This is a genomic window from Geodermatophilus sp. SYSU D01180, from assembly GCF_054050415.1.
Genome location: NZ_JBJGZH010000007.1, coordinates 159,703 through 174,753, shown reverse-complemented (window position 1 = coordinate 174,753; position 15,051 = coordinate 159,703). Strand labels below are relative to the sequence as shown.

Annotated in this window: 13 protein-coding genes; 8 read left to right on the top strand and 5 right to left on the bottom strand. The window is 76.1% G+C overall.

Features of this window, described 5'->3' with window-relative positions; genetic code table 11:
- Positions 1-92 precede the first annotated feature (92 nt).
- From ACI8AA_RS09290 to ACI8AA_RS09275, 4 genes are read right to left on the bottom strand one after another with little or no spacing between them, the layout of a single operon-like run.
- Entirely contained in the window at positions 93-353 is a 261-nt protein-coding gene (locus ACI8AA_RS09290) for an HPr family phosphocarrier protein (protein ID WP_387991904.1), read from the bottom strand.
- Positions 354-404: 51 nt separating this feature from the next.
- Positions 405-2,582, bottom strand: coding sequence for a PTS fructose transporter subunit IIABC (locus ACI8AA_RS09285; protein ID WP_457044184.1), 2,178 nt, complete (start codon positions 2,580-2,582; stop codon positions 405-407).
- An 18-nt stretch (positions 2,583-2,600) separates the two neighbouring features.
- Positions 2,601-3,611, bottom strand: a complete 1,011-nt coding sequence (locus tag ACI8AA_RS09280; RefSeq protein WP_457044183.1) for a 1-phosphofructokinase family hexose kinase — start codon at positions 3,609-3,611, stop codon at positions 2,601-2,603.
- Positions 3,608-4,375, bottom strand: a complete 768-nt coding sequence (locus ACI8AA_RS09275; protein WP_457044182.1) for a DeoR/GlpR family DNA-binding transcription regulator — start codon at positions 4,373-4,375, stop codon at positions 3,608-3,610. The genes ACI8AA_RS09280 and ACI8AA_RS09275 overlap by 4 nt, the downstream gene beginning before the upstream one ends.
- A gap of 193 nt (positions 4,376-4,568) precedes the next feature.
- Here ACI8AA_RS09275 and ACI8AA_RS09270 point away from each other — a divergent pair, with 193 nt between their 5' ends.
- The 3 genes from ACI8AA_RS09270 to ACI8AA_RS09260 all read left to right on the top strand — a co-directional run bounded on the left by ACI8AA_RS09270 (position 4,569) and on the right by ACI8AA_RS09260 (position 8,926).
- Positions 4,569-6,251: a putative PEP-binding protein gene (locus tag ACI8AA_RS09270; protein ID WP_457044181.1), complete on the top strand. Its 1,683-nt coding sequence runs from the start codon at positions 4,569-4,571 to the stop codon at positions 6,249-6,251.
- 164 nt (positions 6,252-6,415) lie between these two features.
- Complete coding sequence (locus ACI8AA_RS09265) at positions 6,416-6,568, top strand: hypothetical protein (protein ID WP_457044180.1); 153 nt, start codon at positions 6,416-6,418, stop codon at positions 6,566-6,568.
- A gap of 267 nt (positions 6,569-6,835) precedes the next feature.
- Positions 6,836-8,926 carry a diguanylate cyclase domain-containing protein gene (locus tag ACI8AA_RS09260; protein WP_457044179.1) on the top strand — a complete coding sequence of 697 codons (2,091 nt, stop codon included), beginning with the start codon at positions 6,836-6,838 and terminating at the stop codon, positions 8,924-8,926.
- A gap of 140 nt (positions 8,927-9,066) precedes the next feature.
- Here ACI8AA_RS09260 and ACI8AA_RS09255 read toward each other — a convergent pair whose 3' ends face one another.
- Positions 9,067-9,906, bottom strand: a complete 840-nt coding sequence (locus tag ACI8AA_RS09255) for a tyrosine-protein phosphatase (protein ID WP_457044178.1) — start codon at positions 9,904-9,906, stop codon at positions 9,067-9,069.
- A 201-nt stretch (positions 9,907-10,107) separates the two neighbouring features.
- On the opposite strand from ACI8AA_RS09255, the gene ACI8AA_RS09250 reads away from it, so the two are divergent.
- Genes ACI8AA_RS09250 through ACI8AA_RS09230 form a run of 5 tightly spaced genes read left to right on the top strand, consistent with a single transcriptional unit; the run spans position 10,108 to position 14,998 of the window.
- The gene (locus tag ACI8AA_RS09250) at positions 10,108-11,328 is read left to right on the top strand and encodes a substrate-binding domain-containing protein (RefSeq protein WP_457044177.1); all 1,221 of its coding nucleotides are present in this window, start codon (positions 10,108-10,110) and stop codon (positions 11,326-11,328) included.
- Between the two features lie 28 nt (positions 11,329-11,356).
- On the top strand, positions 11,357-12,154 hold the full coding sequence (locus ACI8AA_RS09245) for an ABC transporter ATP-binding protein (protein ID WP_457044176.1): 798 nt from the start codon (positions 11,357-11,359) through the stop codon (positions 12,152-12,154).
- Positions 12,151-12,972 carry an ABC transporter ATP-binding protein gene (locus tag ACI8AA_RS09240; RefSeq protein WP_457044175.1) on the top strand — a complete coding sequence of 274 codons (822 nt, stop codon included), beginning with the start codon at positions 12,151-12,153 and terminating at the stop codon, positions 12,970-12,972. The genes ACI8AA_RS09245 and ACI8AA_RS09240 overlap by 4 nt, the downstream gene beginning before the upstream one ends.
- Positions 12,969-13,853, top strand: coding sequence for a branched-chain amino acid ABC transporter permease (locus ACI8AA_RS09235; protein WP_457044174.1), 885 nt, complete (start codon positions 12,969-12,971; stop codon positions 13,851-13,853). The genes ACI8AA_RS09240 and ACI8AA_RS09235 overlap by 4 nt, the downstream gene beginning before the upstream one ends.
- Complete coding sequence (locus ACI8AA_RS09230) at positions 13,850-14,998, top strand: branched-chain amino acid ABC transporter permease (protein ID WP_457044173.1); 1,149 nt, start codon at positions 13,850-13,852, stop codon at positions 14,996-14,998. Before ACI8AA_RS09235 ends, ACI8AA_RS09230 begins: the two co-directional genes overlap by 4 nt.
- Positions 14,999-15,051: the final 53 nt, after the last annotated feature.

Below are 15,051 nucleotides of genomic sequence, written 5' to 3'. Positions count from 1 at the left end.
CCGGCCGCGGGCCCCCGGCCCGCCCGGCCGGCGGGCACGGCCCCCGGCGTCCGTGCCGGTGCGGCAGAAATGGCCATTCCTGCCGCACCGGGTCACTCGGCGTCGAGGTCCTGGGCCACCAGGCCGGCGATGTGCTCGACCACCGAGGCGTCGTCGCTGGTCACGGTGACCTCGGCGCCCTTCTGGGCACCGAGCGTCATGATCATCAGCGGCGAGCCGGCGTCGACCGGGTTGCCTCCGGGGGTGGCCAGGGTGACCGGGACGCCGGCCTTGCCCACGGCCTCCGCGATGAGCGCGGCGGGGCGGGCGTGCAGGCCGACCCGGGAGCCGACGGTGACGGTCTGACTGGGCATGGGGTGGTGTCCTCGCTGCTCGGAGTGGGTGGTGGGGTCGAGCCTGCCCTGTCAGGCGCGTGCAGGCGCGCTGACGCCGGGTGCGGGGGTCGCGGCGTGGGTGTGCTCCAGGTCGACGGCGTCCTCGGGGACGTCGGCCTCGGCCTTCCTGCGGCCGATGCTCTTGGCGATGATCACCGCCACGGCGCCGACGACGGTGCCGATCGCGATGGCGAGCAGCCACATGAGCACGCCGTTGATGGCGAAGAAGACCACGATGCCCCCGTGCGGAGCCTGCGCCTGGACGCCGGCCGCCGCCACGATCGCGCCGGTGGTCGCCGAGCCGATCATGATCGACGGGATGACCCGCAGCGGGTCGGCCGCGGCGAACGGGATCGCGCCCTCGGTGATGAACGCCAGGCCCAGCAGCCACGCGGCCTTGCCCTGCTCCTGCTCGGCGGGGGTGAACAGCCTCGGCCGGATGAGGGTCGCCAGCGAGAGGGCGATCGGCGGCACCATGCCAGCGCCCATCACGGTCGCCATGATCACCAGCGGACCGGTGTTCTCGCTCGGGTTGGAGATGTAGCTGGCCAGGCCTGCCGTGGCGAAGGCGTACGCGGCCTTGTTGACCGGCCCGCCCATGTCGAACGCCATCATCAGGCCGAGCAGGATCCCCAGCAGCACCGCCGAGGTGCCCGACAGGCCGTTGAGCCAGTCCGTCAGCCCGGTGATCGCGGCGGCGAGCGGACGCCCGAGGACGAGCACCATCAGCCCGCTGGCGAACAACGTGGCCAGCAGCGGGATGATCACGACGGGCATCAGTCCGCGGACGATCCGCCCGACCTTCAGGCGGCTCAGCCACCGGGCCGCGAAGCCGGCGATCACACCGCCGATGAGGGCGCCGAGGAAGCCCGCGTTGACCTGGACGGCGACCAGGCCGGTGATGAAGCCCGGCGCCAGCCCGGGCCGGTCGGCGATGGCGTAGGCGATGTAGCCGGCCAGGGCGGGGATGAACAGCGAGAAGGCGAGGGACCCGATGAAGAACAGGGTCGCGCCGAGGTAGCCGGCGAGGCCGCCGTTCAGGTCCGCGACCGTGCTCGTGGGCAGGTCGAACAGGGAGTTGTTGAGGACCCAGTCCTTGGCCCAGGAGTTGCCGGAGTCCGGGTTGGTCAGGGCCACCGGGTATCCCGCGAGCAGGAAGCCCAGCGCGATGAGCAGACCGCCGGCCGCGACGAACGGGATCATGTAGCTGACGCCGGTGAGCAGCCAGCGGCGGACCTCTGCGCCGGCGCTCAGCTTGCCCCCGCCCCCGGACGGTGCGGCGGCCGCGGCTCCGCCACCCGGCACCTTGTGCGAGTTCGGGTCGTCCGCGGCGGCGAGCGCCTCGCGGATCATGACCTCGGGCTCGCTGATCGCCCGCTTGGTCCCCGACTGGACCACGGGCTTCCCGGCGAAGCGGTCCTGGTCCTTCACCCCGACGTCGACCGCGAAGATCACCGCCTCGGCGTCGCGGATGACCGACGCGTCCAGCGGCGTGGAGCCCGAGGACCCCTGGGTCTCGACGACGAGGTCGACGCCCTCGGCCTCCGCGGCGGCGGTGAGCTTGTCGGCGGCCATGTAGGTGTGCGCGATGCCGGTCGGGCACGCGCTGATGGCGACCAGCTTGCGCCGCGCCACCGGGGCGGCGGCTGCAGGAGCGGCCGGGGCCGGCGCCGCGGGTGCGGCGGAGGGTGCCGTGGCGGCCGCGGTGGTGGCGGGGGCCGGGACCGAGGCGGCCGCGGTCGCGCCGGCCGCCGGCTGCGGGGAGACGACCTCCTCGACCAGCCGGACGACGTCCTCCGCCGAGCCCGCGGCCCGCAGGGAGGCCACGAAGTCCGGCCGGACCAGCGCGCGGGCCAGCGCGGAGAGCAGGGTGAGGTGGTCGGCGTCGCCGGCGGCGGGCGCGGCGATGAGGAAGACCAGGTCGGCCGGGCCGTCCGCGGCGCCGAAGTCGACCCCGGGGGCGAGCCGGGCGAAGGCCAGCGACGCCTGGGTGACCGCGGCCGACCGGCAGTGCGGGATGGCGATGCCGCCGGGCAGGCCCGTGGCGGCCTGCGCCTCGCGGGCGAGCGCGTCGCCGGCGAGCGCCTCGGCGCCGGTGGCCCGGCCGGCGTCGGCCACCAGGCCGGCGAGCCGGCGGACGACCGCGGCCTTGTCGGAGCCGAGGTCGGCGTCGAGGACGACCAGCTCGGGCGTGATGAGTGCGGACATGACGGACCTTCCGGGGCGTCAGGGGACGTCGCGGCCGGCGGCCGGGACGGGCTCGGGGAGGGGAGGGGGGCCGGGCAGGCCGGGGGACACCTCGACGGCGTCCGGGTGCACCTGCTGCGGCGTGGGGACGGCGGAGCCCGGCAGCGCGGCGGCGGCCGAGCCGGTGGCGACCGCGCGGCGCAGCCGCTCGGCGGGCGGGGCGCCGGCCAGGTCGGCCAGCAGGTGGCCGGCCAGGCTCGAGTCGCCGGCGCCGACGGTGCTGCGGACGACGATCCGCGGCGCGCGCGCCGACCACACGCCGTCGGCCGTGGACAGCACCGCGCCGGCGCCGCCCAGGGTCAGCAGCACCTCGCGGACGCCGCCGGCGTGCAGGGCCCGCACCGCCGCGAGGAGGACGGCGGGGTCGGCGAGCAGCGCGGCCTCGGTCGTGCCGGCGACCTGGGCCAGCTCCTCGGCGTTGGGCTTGAGCAGGTCCGGCGCGGACGCGGGCCCGGCGGCGAGCAGCGCCCGCAGCGGCGACTCGGAGGTGTCGACGGCGACCCGCGCGCCGGTGCCGCGGACGGCGCGGACCAGCTCGGCGTACCAGTCCTCGGGCGTGCCGGGCGGCAGCGAGCCGGACAGCACCACCCAGTCGGCGCCCGCGGCGGCCGCGGCCACGGCGGCAGCGAGCGCTGCGCGCAGGCCGGCGTCGAGCGTGGTGCCGGGCTCGTTGAGCTTGGTGGTGGTGCCGTCGGGCTCGGTGAGCGAGTAGTTGGTGCGCACCGGGGCGCCCGTGGGGACGGTGACCAGTGGCAGGTGCAGCGCGTGCAGCGCGGTGACCAGCGGGTCGGTGGGGTCGGCGGGCACGACGGCGAGGACGTCGGCGCCGGCGGCGGCCAGCGCGCGGGCGACGTTGACGCCCTTGCCGCCCGGCTCGGTGGAGCTCGCGCCCAGGCGGGCGACCTCGCCGCGCGCCAGCGGGCCGGGGAGGGCCAGCGTCCGGTCCAGGCTGGGGTTCGCCGTGAGGGTGACGACCCGTCCCCCGCTCACGCGACCACGACCTCGACGCCCGCGGCGTCCAGCTCGTCGAGGGTCGCGAGGTCGGCGCCGTCGTCGGTGACCACGACGTCGACGTCGTCGAGGGAGGCGAAGCGGACCAGGTGCTCCCGGCCGAGCTTGCTGCTGTCGGCGAGCACGACCACCCGCTGCCCGGCGCGCACCATCGCCCGCTTCACCGACGCCTCGGCCTCGTCCGGGGTGGTCAGGCCGTGGCCGGGGGTGATGCCGTTGGTGCCGAGGAAGGCGACGTCGACCCGCAGCTCGGCCAGCGCCCGCACCGGCGTCTCGCCGACCGCGCACTGGGTGAGCCCGCGGACGCGGCCACCGAGCAGGTGCAGCGTCACGCCCGGCGCGTTGGCCAGCCGGGCGGCGATCGGCACCGCGTTGGTGGCCACGAACAGCGACCGGTCCAGCGGCAGCGCCTCGGCCAGCGCGGCGGTGGTGCTGCCGCCGTCGAGCAGCAGGCTGCCGCCGCGGCCGGGCAGCAGGTCCAGCGCCGCCGAGGCGATCTTCCGCTTGGCCTCGGCGCGGGTGGCGTTGCGCTCGGCCAGCGCCGTCTCCATGAGCGTCAGCGACCCGGCGGGGACGGCGCCGCCGTGCACCCGCCGCAGGACACCGGCCCGCTCGAGGACGGCGAGGTCCCGGCGCACCGTCTCGGTGGTGACCCCGAACTGCTCGGCCACCGCGGTGACCGCGATCCGCCCCTGCTCGGCGACCAGCGTGGCGATGGCCTGCTGGCGCTCCTCGGCGTACACCCGTCGACCCCCTCGGTCGTCGTCCCCGGCGTCCTCGGGAGGCCGGCGGCGGTGCCCGAACATGTGGGAACGGGCTTGTGTATCTGTGGTTGTACGTTGGTTACGTTGACAAGTCAACACGTTTTCGTGATTGTGGTCACCGACGGACGACGAGGTCCCCGACCGACATCCCTCCGACCGACGCGAGGTCCGCATGTCCACCACCGCCGCCAGCACCGTGCTCACCGGGACCCCGGTCGTCCCCGGCGTGGTCCTCGGTCCCGTGGTCCGTCCCTCCGGCGCCGTCCGGCTGCCCGCCGAGGCGTTCGACGAGCTGCCGGAGCCCGCGCGGGAGGAGGAGCGGGCGCGTTTCACCGCGGCCGCCGAGACCGTCGCGGGCCGCCTGGCCGACCGCGCCGCCGCGGCGACCGGGATGACCGCCGAGGTGCTGTCGGCGACCGCCGGCATGGCCCGCGACCGGGGGCTGCTCGGCGCGGTGGAGCAGCGGATCGGCGCCGGCGTCCCCGCCGCGGTGGCCACGGTGCAGGCCGCGCAGCAGTTCGTCGACGTCTTCACCTCGCTGGGCGGCGTGATGGCCGAGCGGGTGACCGACGTGCGCGACGTCCGCGACCGCGTCGTCGCCGAGCTCACCGGCCAGGGCGAGCCGGGCGTCCCCGCGCCGGCGCGGCCCTCGGTGCTGCTCGCCGACGACCTCGCGCCCGCCGACACCGCCGGCCTCGACCCGGCCCGCATCGTCGGGTTGGCCACCCGTCTGGGCGGGACCACCAGCCACACCGCGATCATCGCCCGGCAGCTGGGCCTGCCGCTCGTCGTCGCGGTGGAGGGGCTGGACGCCGTCCCGGCCGGCTCGACCGTGCTGCTCGACGCCGAGGAGGGCACCGTCACCGTCGACCCCGACCCGGCGGTGGCCGCCGGCCAGCTCGACGCCGCCCGCCGCGCGGCCGAGGCCCTGGCCGGCTACCAGGGGCCGGCCGCCACGCGCGACGGCGTCCCGGTCCCCGTGCTGGCCAACGTGCAGGACGGCGACGGCACCCGGGCGGCGCTGGCCGCGCACGCCGAGGGGGTCGGCCTGTTCCGCACCGAGCTGGCCTTCCTCGGCCGGGCCGCCGAGCCGACGGTGGAGGAGCAGGCGCGCGGCTACGCCGACGTCCTCGAGGCCGCGGCCGGCCGCCGGGTGGTGCTGCGCACCCTCGACGCCGGCTCGGACAAGCCGCTGGAGTTCGCGACGCCGCCCGAGGAGGCCAACCCCGCGCTGGGCGTCCGCGGCCTGCGGGTGGCCCGCCGCGACCCCGGCCTGCTCGACCGCCAGCTCGACGCCGTCGCCGAGGCCGCCCGCCGCACCGGCGCCACGCCCTGGGTGATGGCCCCGATGGTCGCCACCGAGGCCGAGGCCGCGGACTTCGCCGCCCGGGTGCGCGAGCGCGGGCTCGTGCCCGGCGTCATGGTCGAGGTGCCCTCGGCGGCGCTGCTGGCCGACCGGGTGCTCCGGCACGTCGACTTCCTGTCCATCGGCACCAACGACCTGTCCCAGTACGCGCTGGCCGCCGACCGGCTCTCCGCCGACCTGGCCGACCTCACCGACCCGTGGCAGCCGGCGCTGCTGGCGCTGGTGGAGCTGACCGCGGCCGCGGGCCGGCGGGCCGGCAAGCCGGTCGGGGTCTGCGGCGAGGCGGCGGCCGACCCGCTGCTCGCCTGCGTCCTCGTCGGTCTCGGCATCACCTCGCTGTCCTGCGCCGGCTCGGCCGTCGCCGGGGTCGGGGCGCGGCTGGCCACGGTCGACCTCGCCGCCTGCCGCGAGGCCGCGGCCGCCGCGCTGGCCGCCGACGACCCGCGGGCCGGCCGGGCCGCCGCGCGGGCGGTGCTCGCCCGCGGCTGACGCCCGCCGTGGCAGGACCGTCGGGTGGTGACCGATCCCACCCTCTCGGGTGAACGATCGTCGGGCATTCGCCGACATGCCCTGCGATCCTTCGGAATACTCGAGGCGTCACCTGCTTTACTACAGGTGCACGACGACGAGAGCACCGAAGAGGAGACACGGACATGTCCATCGGGACCACCTGGCGGCAGCGTCGGCAGGCGGCTCGCACGCGGCGGGCCATCGACCGGGCCCTCGCCCGCAGCAGCAGCCCCGCGATGCGCGACGAGCTGCTCACCATGGCCAACAGCAACTCGTTCTCCACGCGCGGGTTCTGACGAAGGACCTCCCTGCCCCCCACCGTGGAAGGACCCCGTCCTCCCCCCCCTTCGCACGCTCAGGGTGGGACCCGGGACGGGCCAGCGGCGGGGCCCTGCAGGGAGGCCGCCCCCGCAGCTCACCTGCGGCGTGACTGCACGGCCCCGGTCTGCCTCCGCAGCCCGGGGCCGACTGCTGTCCGGGGGTGCTCCCCCGCACGGGGGAGTGGCGCCCCGGACCGCACCGCCCCGCTCAACCCGGCAGCCCCGCGTGCCGATCGTCCCTGCGTGAGCGCAGCAGGACCCGCGGACGGGACCGTCCCCCCGGCGGAGGCCCGTGAGACGTCGGGTGCCACCACCGGGCTGGTCCTCGCCTTCGTCCGCCAGCACGCCGGCGACGAGGCGGTCGAGGAGGTGCTGCGCCGCGCGGACGTGCCGTTCACGGCCGCCGAGCTGTCCCGGCCCGCGACGTGGACCAGCTACGACACCCGGATCCGCCTGTTCACCGCGGCCACCGAGGTCCTCGGCGACCCCGGCGCCATGTACCGCATCGGCGCGGAGTCCCTGCGCACCGGGATGAACCCCAGCCTGGTGGTCCTCGTGCGGGCCATGGGCTCACCGCGGCAGGTGTTCGCCCGGCTGCCGCGCGCGGTCGCCAACTTCACCACCACCTCCACCATGGAGGTGCTGCGGTCCGACGCCACGTCCGCGACCCTGCGCTACCGGCTGCACGCGGGCTACCCGCACTCGCGGCTGGACTGCGACTACGCGCGCGGGCTCATCAGCATGGTGCCGACCATCTTCGGCCTGGCCCCGGCCACCGTCGTCCACGAGGAGTGCGAGTCCTCCGGCGCAGAGACCTGCGTCTACCACCTGACCTGGGAGCGCCGCGGCCGGTGGCCGCGCCGCCGCCGCGGCACGGACGCGACCGACCCCGAGCTCGTGGCGCTGCGCCAGCAGGTCCGCAGCCTGCAGTCGGCGGCCACCGACCTGGTCGAGGGCGGGGACCTCGAGACCGTCCTGCGGCGCATCGTGGACCGCGCGGCCGCCGCCGTCCTCGCCCCCGCCTACCTGCTCGCCGTCTCCTCCCCGCGCGGCGGCGCCCCGCTCGTGCACAGCTCGGGCCTGGCCCCCGGCGAGGTGCCGCGGCTGGTCGCACGGCTGCTCGCCGGTGACGACCTCGGCCCCGGCGCGGTGACCGTCGACGTCGCCTCCGCCCGCCGGACCCACGGCCGGCTGGCCGCCCTGCACCGCGCCGGCGACGGCGGCCTCGGCGACGAGCGGGCCATGCTCGCCGCCTACGCCGGCCACGCCGCGGCCGCCCTCGACCTCGTGCTGGCCCTCGAGGACAGCCGGCTGGAGGCCCGCCGGGCCGGCGCCCTCCTGGAGCTGGCGCACGGCCTGGCCCAGGCAGGCGAGGCGGCCGAGGTCTGCGCCGTCGTCGCCCGGGCGCTGACCGGCATCGTCGGCTGCGGCAGCTCCGGCGTCCTGCTCTGGGACCCGGCCGGGGGTGTCCTGCGGGCGGAGTCCTGCGCCGGGCTGTCCCCGGAGCAGGAGGAGGTCCTGCGGTCGGCGGCCCTGCGGGCCGGGGACGTGCCCGAGGTCTTCGGCATCCTCACCGACCGCGAGCCCCGGGTGGTCAGCGCGACCGGCGCCAGCGCCCCGATGCGCGACCTGCTCGCCGCCCTGCACCTCACCGACGTCGTCGCCGTGCCCCTGCTCGCGGGCACCACCTTCCTCGGCGTGGTCACCGCCAGCTGGGCCGACGGCGAGGTCAGCCAGGCCCTCGACGCCGACGTCCTCGCCCGGCTGCGCGGCGTCGGCGACCAGGCCTCCACCGCCCTGCAGAAGGCCCGGCTGCTGGAGACCGTCCGGCACCAGGCCACCCACGACGCGCTCACCGGACTGCCCAACCGGGTGCTGTTCCGCGACCGGCTGGCCGCCGCGCTGGCCGCCGTCGCCCCCTCCGGCTCCGTCGGCGTGCTCTTCTGCGACCTCGACCGGTTCAAGGCGGTCAACGACACGCTCGGCCACGCGGCCGGCGACGAGCTGCTGCGCCAGGTGTCGGCCCGGCTGCGCGCCGCGGTGCGCCCCGGCGACACCGTCGGCCGGCTCAGCGGCGACGAGTTCGCCGTCCTGCTGCCGCGGCTGGCCGCGCCCGCGGACGCCGAGGCGGTCGTCGGCCGGGTGGCGGCGGCCTTCGCCGAGCCGTTCCGTCTCGACGGCGTCCCCGCGGCGGTCGGGACGAGCACCGGCGTCGCCGTGCACACCGGCCCCGGCGGCGACGCCGAGCGGCTGCTGCGGGAGGCCGACGCGGCCATGTACCGGCACAAGCACCGCGACCGCCCGCCGGCCCCGGCCACGCGGACGGCGGACTAGCGGCGGTCCACGGGGTCCGCCAGGAGCCGCGCGCCGGACAGCCCGCTCAGGGCGTCGAGGCGGGCGGGATCACCACGCGTCCACGGCCCTCTCCACGGCCTCGAGAGGGCCGCCGACGTGTGTTGATCTCGGGAACGGCCTCAGTCGCGGAGCCTCGCGCGCAGGGCGGCCCGCTCGTCGGCGCCGAGGCCGTGCTCGTCGAGCCAGCCCAGCGGCCCGCCGTGCCGCTCGCCCAGGATCTCCAGCAGCCGGCGCATGGTCGCCGCCCGCGGTGTGTGGCTGGCGACGCTGCGGCGGGTCATGTCGTCGGCGTACGTCGGCGACTGCCGCAGCTTGGCCACCAGGGCCTCGATGACCTCGGCGGTCAGCGCGTAGTCGGCGACGATCTCCTCGTCGGGCACCCCGGCCGCGGCCAGGGCGAACATCGCGACGACGCCGGTGCGGTCCTTGCCCGCCGCGCAGTGCACGACCGCCGCGCCGTCGCCGGCCACGATCGCCCGCAGCGCCGCCAGCACGTTCTCGGGGCGGTGGTGCAGGTAGCCGAGGTAGGAGCGCACCGCCGGCGGCTCGACCTCGTCGGCCTCGGTGGTCTGCCGCGGCAGCACCGTCTCGGCCCAGTCGGCCGGCAGGTCGGGGACCTCGTCCTCCTCGACGGCGAAGACGTCGGTGTGGCGGCCCCGCTCGGGCAGCAGGCTGAAGTGCCGGTGCGTGACGTCCGCGACCGCGCGCAGCGGGCCGCGGCCCTCGAGCAGCACCTCGGCGGTGGTGCGCAGGTCGATCACCTCGCGCACGCCCAGGTCCTCCACCAGCCGCCGGACGTCGGCGTCGCTGAGGGTCTGCAGGTTGTCGCTGCGCAGCACGCGGCCGAACGCCGTCGTCCCGCCGTCGGTGGTGGGCAGGCCGCCCAGGTCGCGCGTGTTCGTCGTCCCGTCGAGCCGCAGCCAGCGGTCGGTGCGCACGTTCCCGGAGGTGGAGGTCACGCGACCGACGGTACGGCCCCGGGGTGAACGGCCCGTGCCGGTCGGGGACGTGTGCTGCGTCACCACAGCGGCGGGTGCGGCTGTAGGGGGTCGCGACATGGGCAGCCCGTGACCGTCTCCCTACGGTGTGGTCCAGCCCACGCCGGACGGGACCGTCCGGAGCAGCAACCGTGCACCGTCGCACACACCGAGGAGCTCGCCATGTCGCGTCCCCGTCAGCGGTCCCGGACCGCCGTCCTGGCCACCGGTGCCGCGCTGGCCCTGTCGGTGGCCGCCTGCGGCAGCCCCACCGCCACCTCGTCGGGCGGGAGCGGCGGGGACGGCGGCGGCGAGGGCGAGCCGATCCGCGTCGGGCTCGTCTTCTCCTCCACCGGGCCGCTGGCCACCTACGGCGAGCAGTACCTGCAGGGCTTCGAGGCCGGCCTGGACTACGCCACCGACGGCACCGGTGAGGTCGACGGCCGGCCGATCGAGGTCGTCGAGCGCGACGACGCCGGTGACCCGGCCAAGGCCGTCGCCGAGGCCACCGACCTCATCGGCCAGGGCGTGCAGGTGCTCGCCGGGTCCACCGCCTCGGGGGTGGCCACCCAGGTCGCGCCGCTGGCCGAGCAGAACGACGTGCTGTTCATCTCCGGGCCGGCCGCCACCGACGCGGTCACCGGCGTCAACGACAACACCTTCCGGTCGGGCCGGCAGACCTACCAGGACATCCTCACCGCGCAGTCGTTCATCGGCGACGCGCAGGGCAAGACCGTGCTGGTCTTCGCCCAGGACAGCGCGTTCGGCCAGGCCAACGTCGGCGCCGTCACCGCCGTCCTCGGCGAGGCCGGGGCCACCGTCACCCCGCTGCTGGTGCCGGCCAGCGCCACCGACCTCACGCCGTTCGCCTCCCAGGCCCGCGACGCCGGCGCCGACCTGGTCTTCGTCGCCTGGGCGGGGGAGACCGCGCCGGCCATGTGGCAGGCGATGGGCCAGCAGGGCGTGCTCGACTCCACCACCGTCGTCACCGGCCTGGACATCCGCGCCAGCTACGCCACCTACGGCGCCCAGGCCACGCAGATCGACTACCTGTCGCACTTCTTCGCCGAGGCGGTCGACAACGAGGTCAGCCAGGCCATGACCGAGCGGGTCGAGGAGGCCGGCGGCACGGTCGACCTCTTCACCCCGGACGGCTTCACCGCCGCCCAGATGGTCGTGCACGCGCTCCAGGAGGGCGGCGACGACGTCGGCGCCATGGTCGACGCGCTCGAGGGCTGGACCTTCGACGGCGTCAAGGGCGAGCTGACCATCCGCGAGGAGGACCACGCGCTCCTGCAGCCGATGTTCCAGGCCCGCCTGGAGCAGCAGGGCGACGAGCTGGTCCCGGTGCTCGTCGAGACCCTCGACCCGGAGGCCACCGCGCCGCCGGTCGCCACCTCCTGACCCGGACGCCGCTCCCGAGGACCGGGCAGTGACCACCTCCCTCCCCGCCCCGGCACCGGCCGCCCGCCCCGCGGGCGAGCCGGTGCTCCGGGTGGCCGGCCTGACCTGCGCGATCGGCGGCGCGGTCATCGTCTCCGACGTCTCCCTCGACGTCGCCCCCGGCGAGTTCGTCGCCGTCATCGGGCCCAACGGGGCGGGCAAGACGTCGCTGTTCAACCTGCTCTCGGGGCTGCTGCCGGTCACCGCCGGCACGATCACCCTGGACGGCGCCGACATCACCCGTGCCGCCCCGGCCGCGCGGGCCCGGCTGGGGCTGGGTCGCACCTTCCAGTCCTCGTCGGTGTTCGCGGGCCTCGGCGTCCGGGAGAACGTGCGGCTGGCGGCGCAGGCCCGGCTCGGCGGCAGCCTGCGGCCCTGGCAGCGGGTGCGCCCCTCGGACCGGGCGTTCGAGGTGGCCGAGCGGGCGTTGGCCCGGGTCGGCCTCGCCGCCCGCGGCGACGCGCTCGCCGGGTCCCTCTCCCACGGCGACAAGCGCAAGCTGGAGCTGGCGATCCTGCTGGCCACCGACCCCGCCGTGGTGCTGCTCGACGAGCCGATGGCCGGCGTGAGCACCGGGGAGGTCGCCGGCCTCACGCAGGTCATCGCCGACGTGCACCGCGAGGAGGGCCGGACGGTGCTCATGGTCGAGCACCACATGGACGTCCTGCTCGGCCTCGCCGACCGGGTCGCCGTCATGCACCACGGCTCGCTGCTCGCGCTGGACACCCCGGCGCGGGTCACCGCCGACCCCGTCGTCCAGGAGGCCTACCTGGGGGACCAGCTGTGACCGCCGACCGGCCGGTGCTGCTCCGGCTCTCCGACGTGCACGTCCGGCTCTCCGGCTCGCACATCCTGCAGGGCGTCGACCTCACCGTCCGCCGCGGCGGCGTCACCGCGCTGCTCGGCCGCAACGGCGCGGGCAAGACGACGACGGTGAAGTCGGTGCTCGGCCTGGTGCCCTCGACCGGCCGCATCGAGCTCACCGACGCCGCCGGCCGGGTGCACCGGCTGTCGGGCCGGCGCACCCACGACGTCGTCCGGCTCGGCGTCGGCTACGCCCCCGAGGACCGCGAGGTCTTCGGCGGGCTGACCGTCGCCGAGAACCTCACGCTGGCCGAGCGGCGCGACTCCGCGCACCACCACGACCGCGTGTACGAGCTGTTCCCGGAACTCGCGAAGCGCAGCCGGCAGCTCGCCGGGACCCTCTCGGGCGGCCAGCAGCAGATGGTGGCCATCGCCCGGCTGCTGCTCAACGACAACCAGCTGCTGCTCGTCGACGAGCCGACCAAGGGCCTGGCGCCGCTGCTGGTCGCCGAGGTCGCCGACGTGCTCGCCCGCGCCGCCGAGGAGGTGACGGTGCTGCTCGTCGAGCAGAACCTGTCCGTGGTGCGCCGCATGGCCACCGACGCCGTCGTCGTCGACCAGGGGCGCGCGGTGTGGAGCGGGTCCGCGCCGGAGCTGCTGGCCGACGCCGACCGCACCCGCGAGCTGCTCGGCGTGGCCACGAGCGGGGGTGCGCACGCAGTGGGCGAGCTCGCGAGCCCACCGGGGACAGAGCCACGGGTGCGCATGCACCGGACGAGCGCCAGCGAGGCCGGCGCATGAGCACGATCGTGCTGCTGACCGTCACCGGCCTCGGGCTCGCGGCGCTGTACTTCCTCGTCGCCTCCGGCCTCTCGCTGATCTTCGGGCTGATGGGCGTGCTCAACTTCGCCCACGGCGCCTTCCTCACCATCGGCGCCTACGGCACCTGGTGGGCCTCGGAGAACCTGCCCGGCGCCGGGTCCGGCGGGTGGGGCTTCGCGCTCGCCGTCGCCTTCGGGGTCGCCATCGGCACGGTCGTCGCCGCGTTGATCGAGCTGCTGCTCATCCGCCCGCTCTACGAGCGGCACATCGAGCAGGTGCTGGTCACCGTGGGGCTGAGCCTGGCGCTGGTCGCGCTGGTGCGGGCCGTCTGGGGCGCCGACCCACGGCCGTTCCCGGCGCCCGCCTGGGCCGAGGACACGACGTCGGTGCTCGGCGCCAGCGTGCCCAACGACCGGTTCCTGCTCATCGGCAGCGCCGTCGTCGTGCTGCTCGCCGTGCTGGCCTTCCTCCGCTACACCCGCTTCGGCCTGGTCATCCGCGCCGGCGTGGAGAACCGGTCGATGGTGACCGCGCTCGGCATCGACGTGCGGCGGGCGTTCACGCTGGTCTTCGCCATCGGCGGCGCGTTCGCCGCGCTGGCCGGCGCGCTCGGCGGCGTCTACCTCGGCTCCATCTCCCCGGGCCAGGGCACCTCGCTGCTGATCTTCGCCTTCATCGTCGTCGTCATCGGCGGGATGAGCTCGATCACCGGCGCCGCGGTGGCCGCGGTCCTCGTCGGGCTGGTGCAGCAGTTCGCCAACTACTACGCGGCCAGCGGGGTGGGGGACCTGTCGGTCGTCCTGCTGCTCGCCGTCGTCCTGCTGACCCGCCCCGGCGGGCTGACTGCGAGGGTGGCATGAGCCGGAAGCTGACGCGGCTGGCGCCGCTGGTCGTGCTCGTCGTCCTGGCGGTGCTGCCGTACTCGACGCTGCAGGTCCCCGGCCTGTTCGACGGCGTCCTCAACAGCCCCGGCACCCTGCAGCTGCTGGCGCTGTGCCTGGTGTTCGGCGGGGTGGCGCTGTCCTACGACCTGCTGTTCGGGTTCACCGGGCTGCTGTCGTTCGGGCACGCGCTCTACTTCGCCGCCGGCACCTACGTGGCGAACCTGGCGCTCACCGAGCTCGGCTGGGGCCTGGGCGCGGCGCTCGCGCTGACCACCGTCATCGGCATCGCGCTGCCGCTGCTGGTCGGCGGGGTGGCGCTGCGGGTGTCGGGCATCGCCTTCTCGATGGTCACGCTGGCCATGGCGCAGGTCGGGTCGATCGTCGTCCTGCGCGACCCCGGCGGCCTGACCGGCGGCGAGGAGGGCCTGGCGCTGGACCGCTCGAACGTGCCCGACGCGTTCGTCGGTGTGCTCAACACCGTCAACCTGTACTGGCTGGCGCTGGCCTACCTCGCCGTCGTCTACGTCGTCGTGGCGTGGGTGACCGGCTCGCGGGCCGGTCGCGTGTGGCAGGCGATCCGGGAGAACGAGCGCCGCGTAGAGGTGCTGGGCCTGCGCCCCTACTCGTTCAAGCTGGTCGTCTTCGTCCTCGCCGGCCTGCTCGCGGCGCTCGGCGGGGTGGTGCACCTGCTGCTGCTCGGCGGCTCCACGCCCCGGACCACGACCGCCGACTTCACCCTCGGCCTGCTGGTCATGGTGGTGCTCGGCGGCGCGGGCAGCCGGTGGGGCGCGGTGCTCGGCGGCGTCCTCTACACCTACCTCGACAGCCGGCTCACCGACCTCGCCTCCTCGCCCGCCGTGCAGGACCTGCCGGCCTGGCTGCGGGTGCCGCTGTCGGAGCCGCTGTTCCTGCTCGGCGCCCTGTTCGTGGTGGTCGTCTTCTTCGTGCCGGGCGGCATCGCGGGCCTGGTCGCCCGGCTGCGCGAGCGCCGCTCGGGCCGCCGGCCCTCGGCGCCCACCGGCGGGGAGACCCCGCCGCCGGGCCGGGTGGTCGAGCAGCTGCGCGAGACGGCGGCCCGCGGGGTCGGGGTCGGCGCGGCCGGCCCCCGCGACGGCGTCTGACGCGGGCTCCGCGGCACGCTCAGGTGACCTGATCGTGCTGCGTCCTGGCTCAC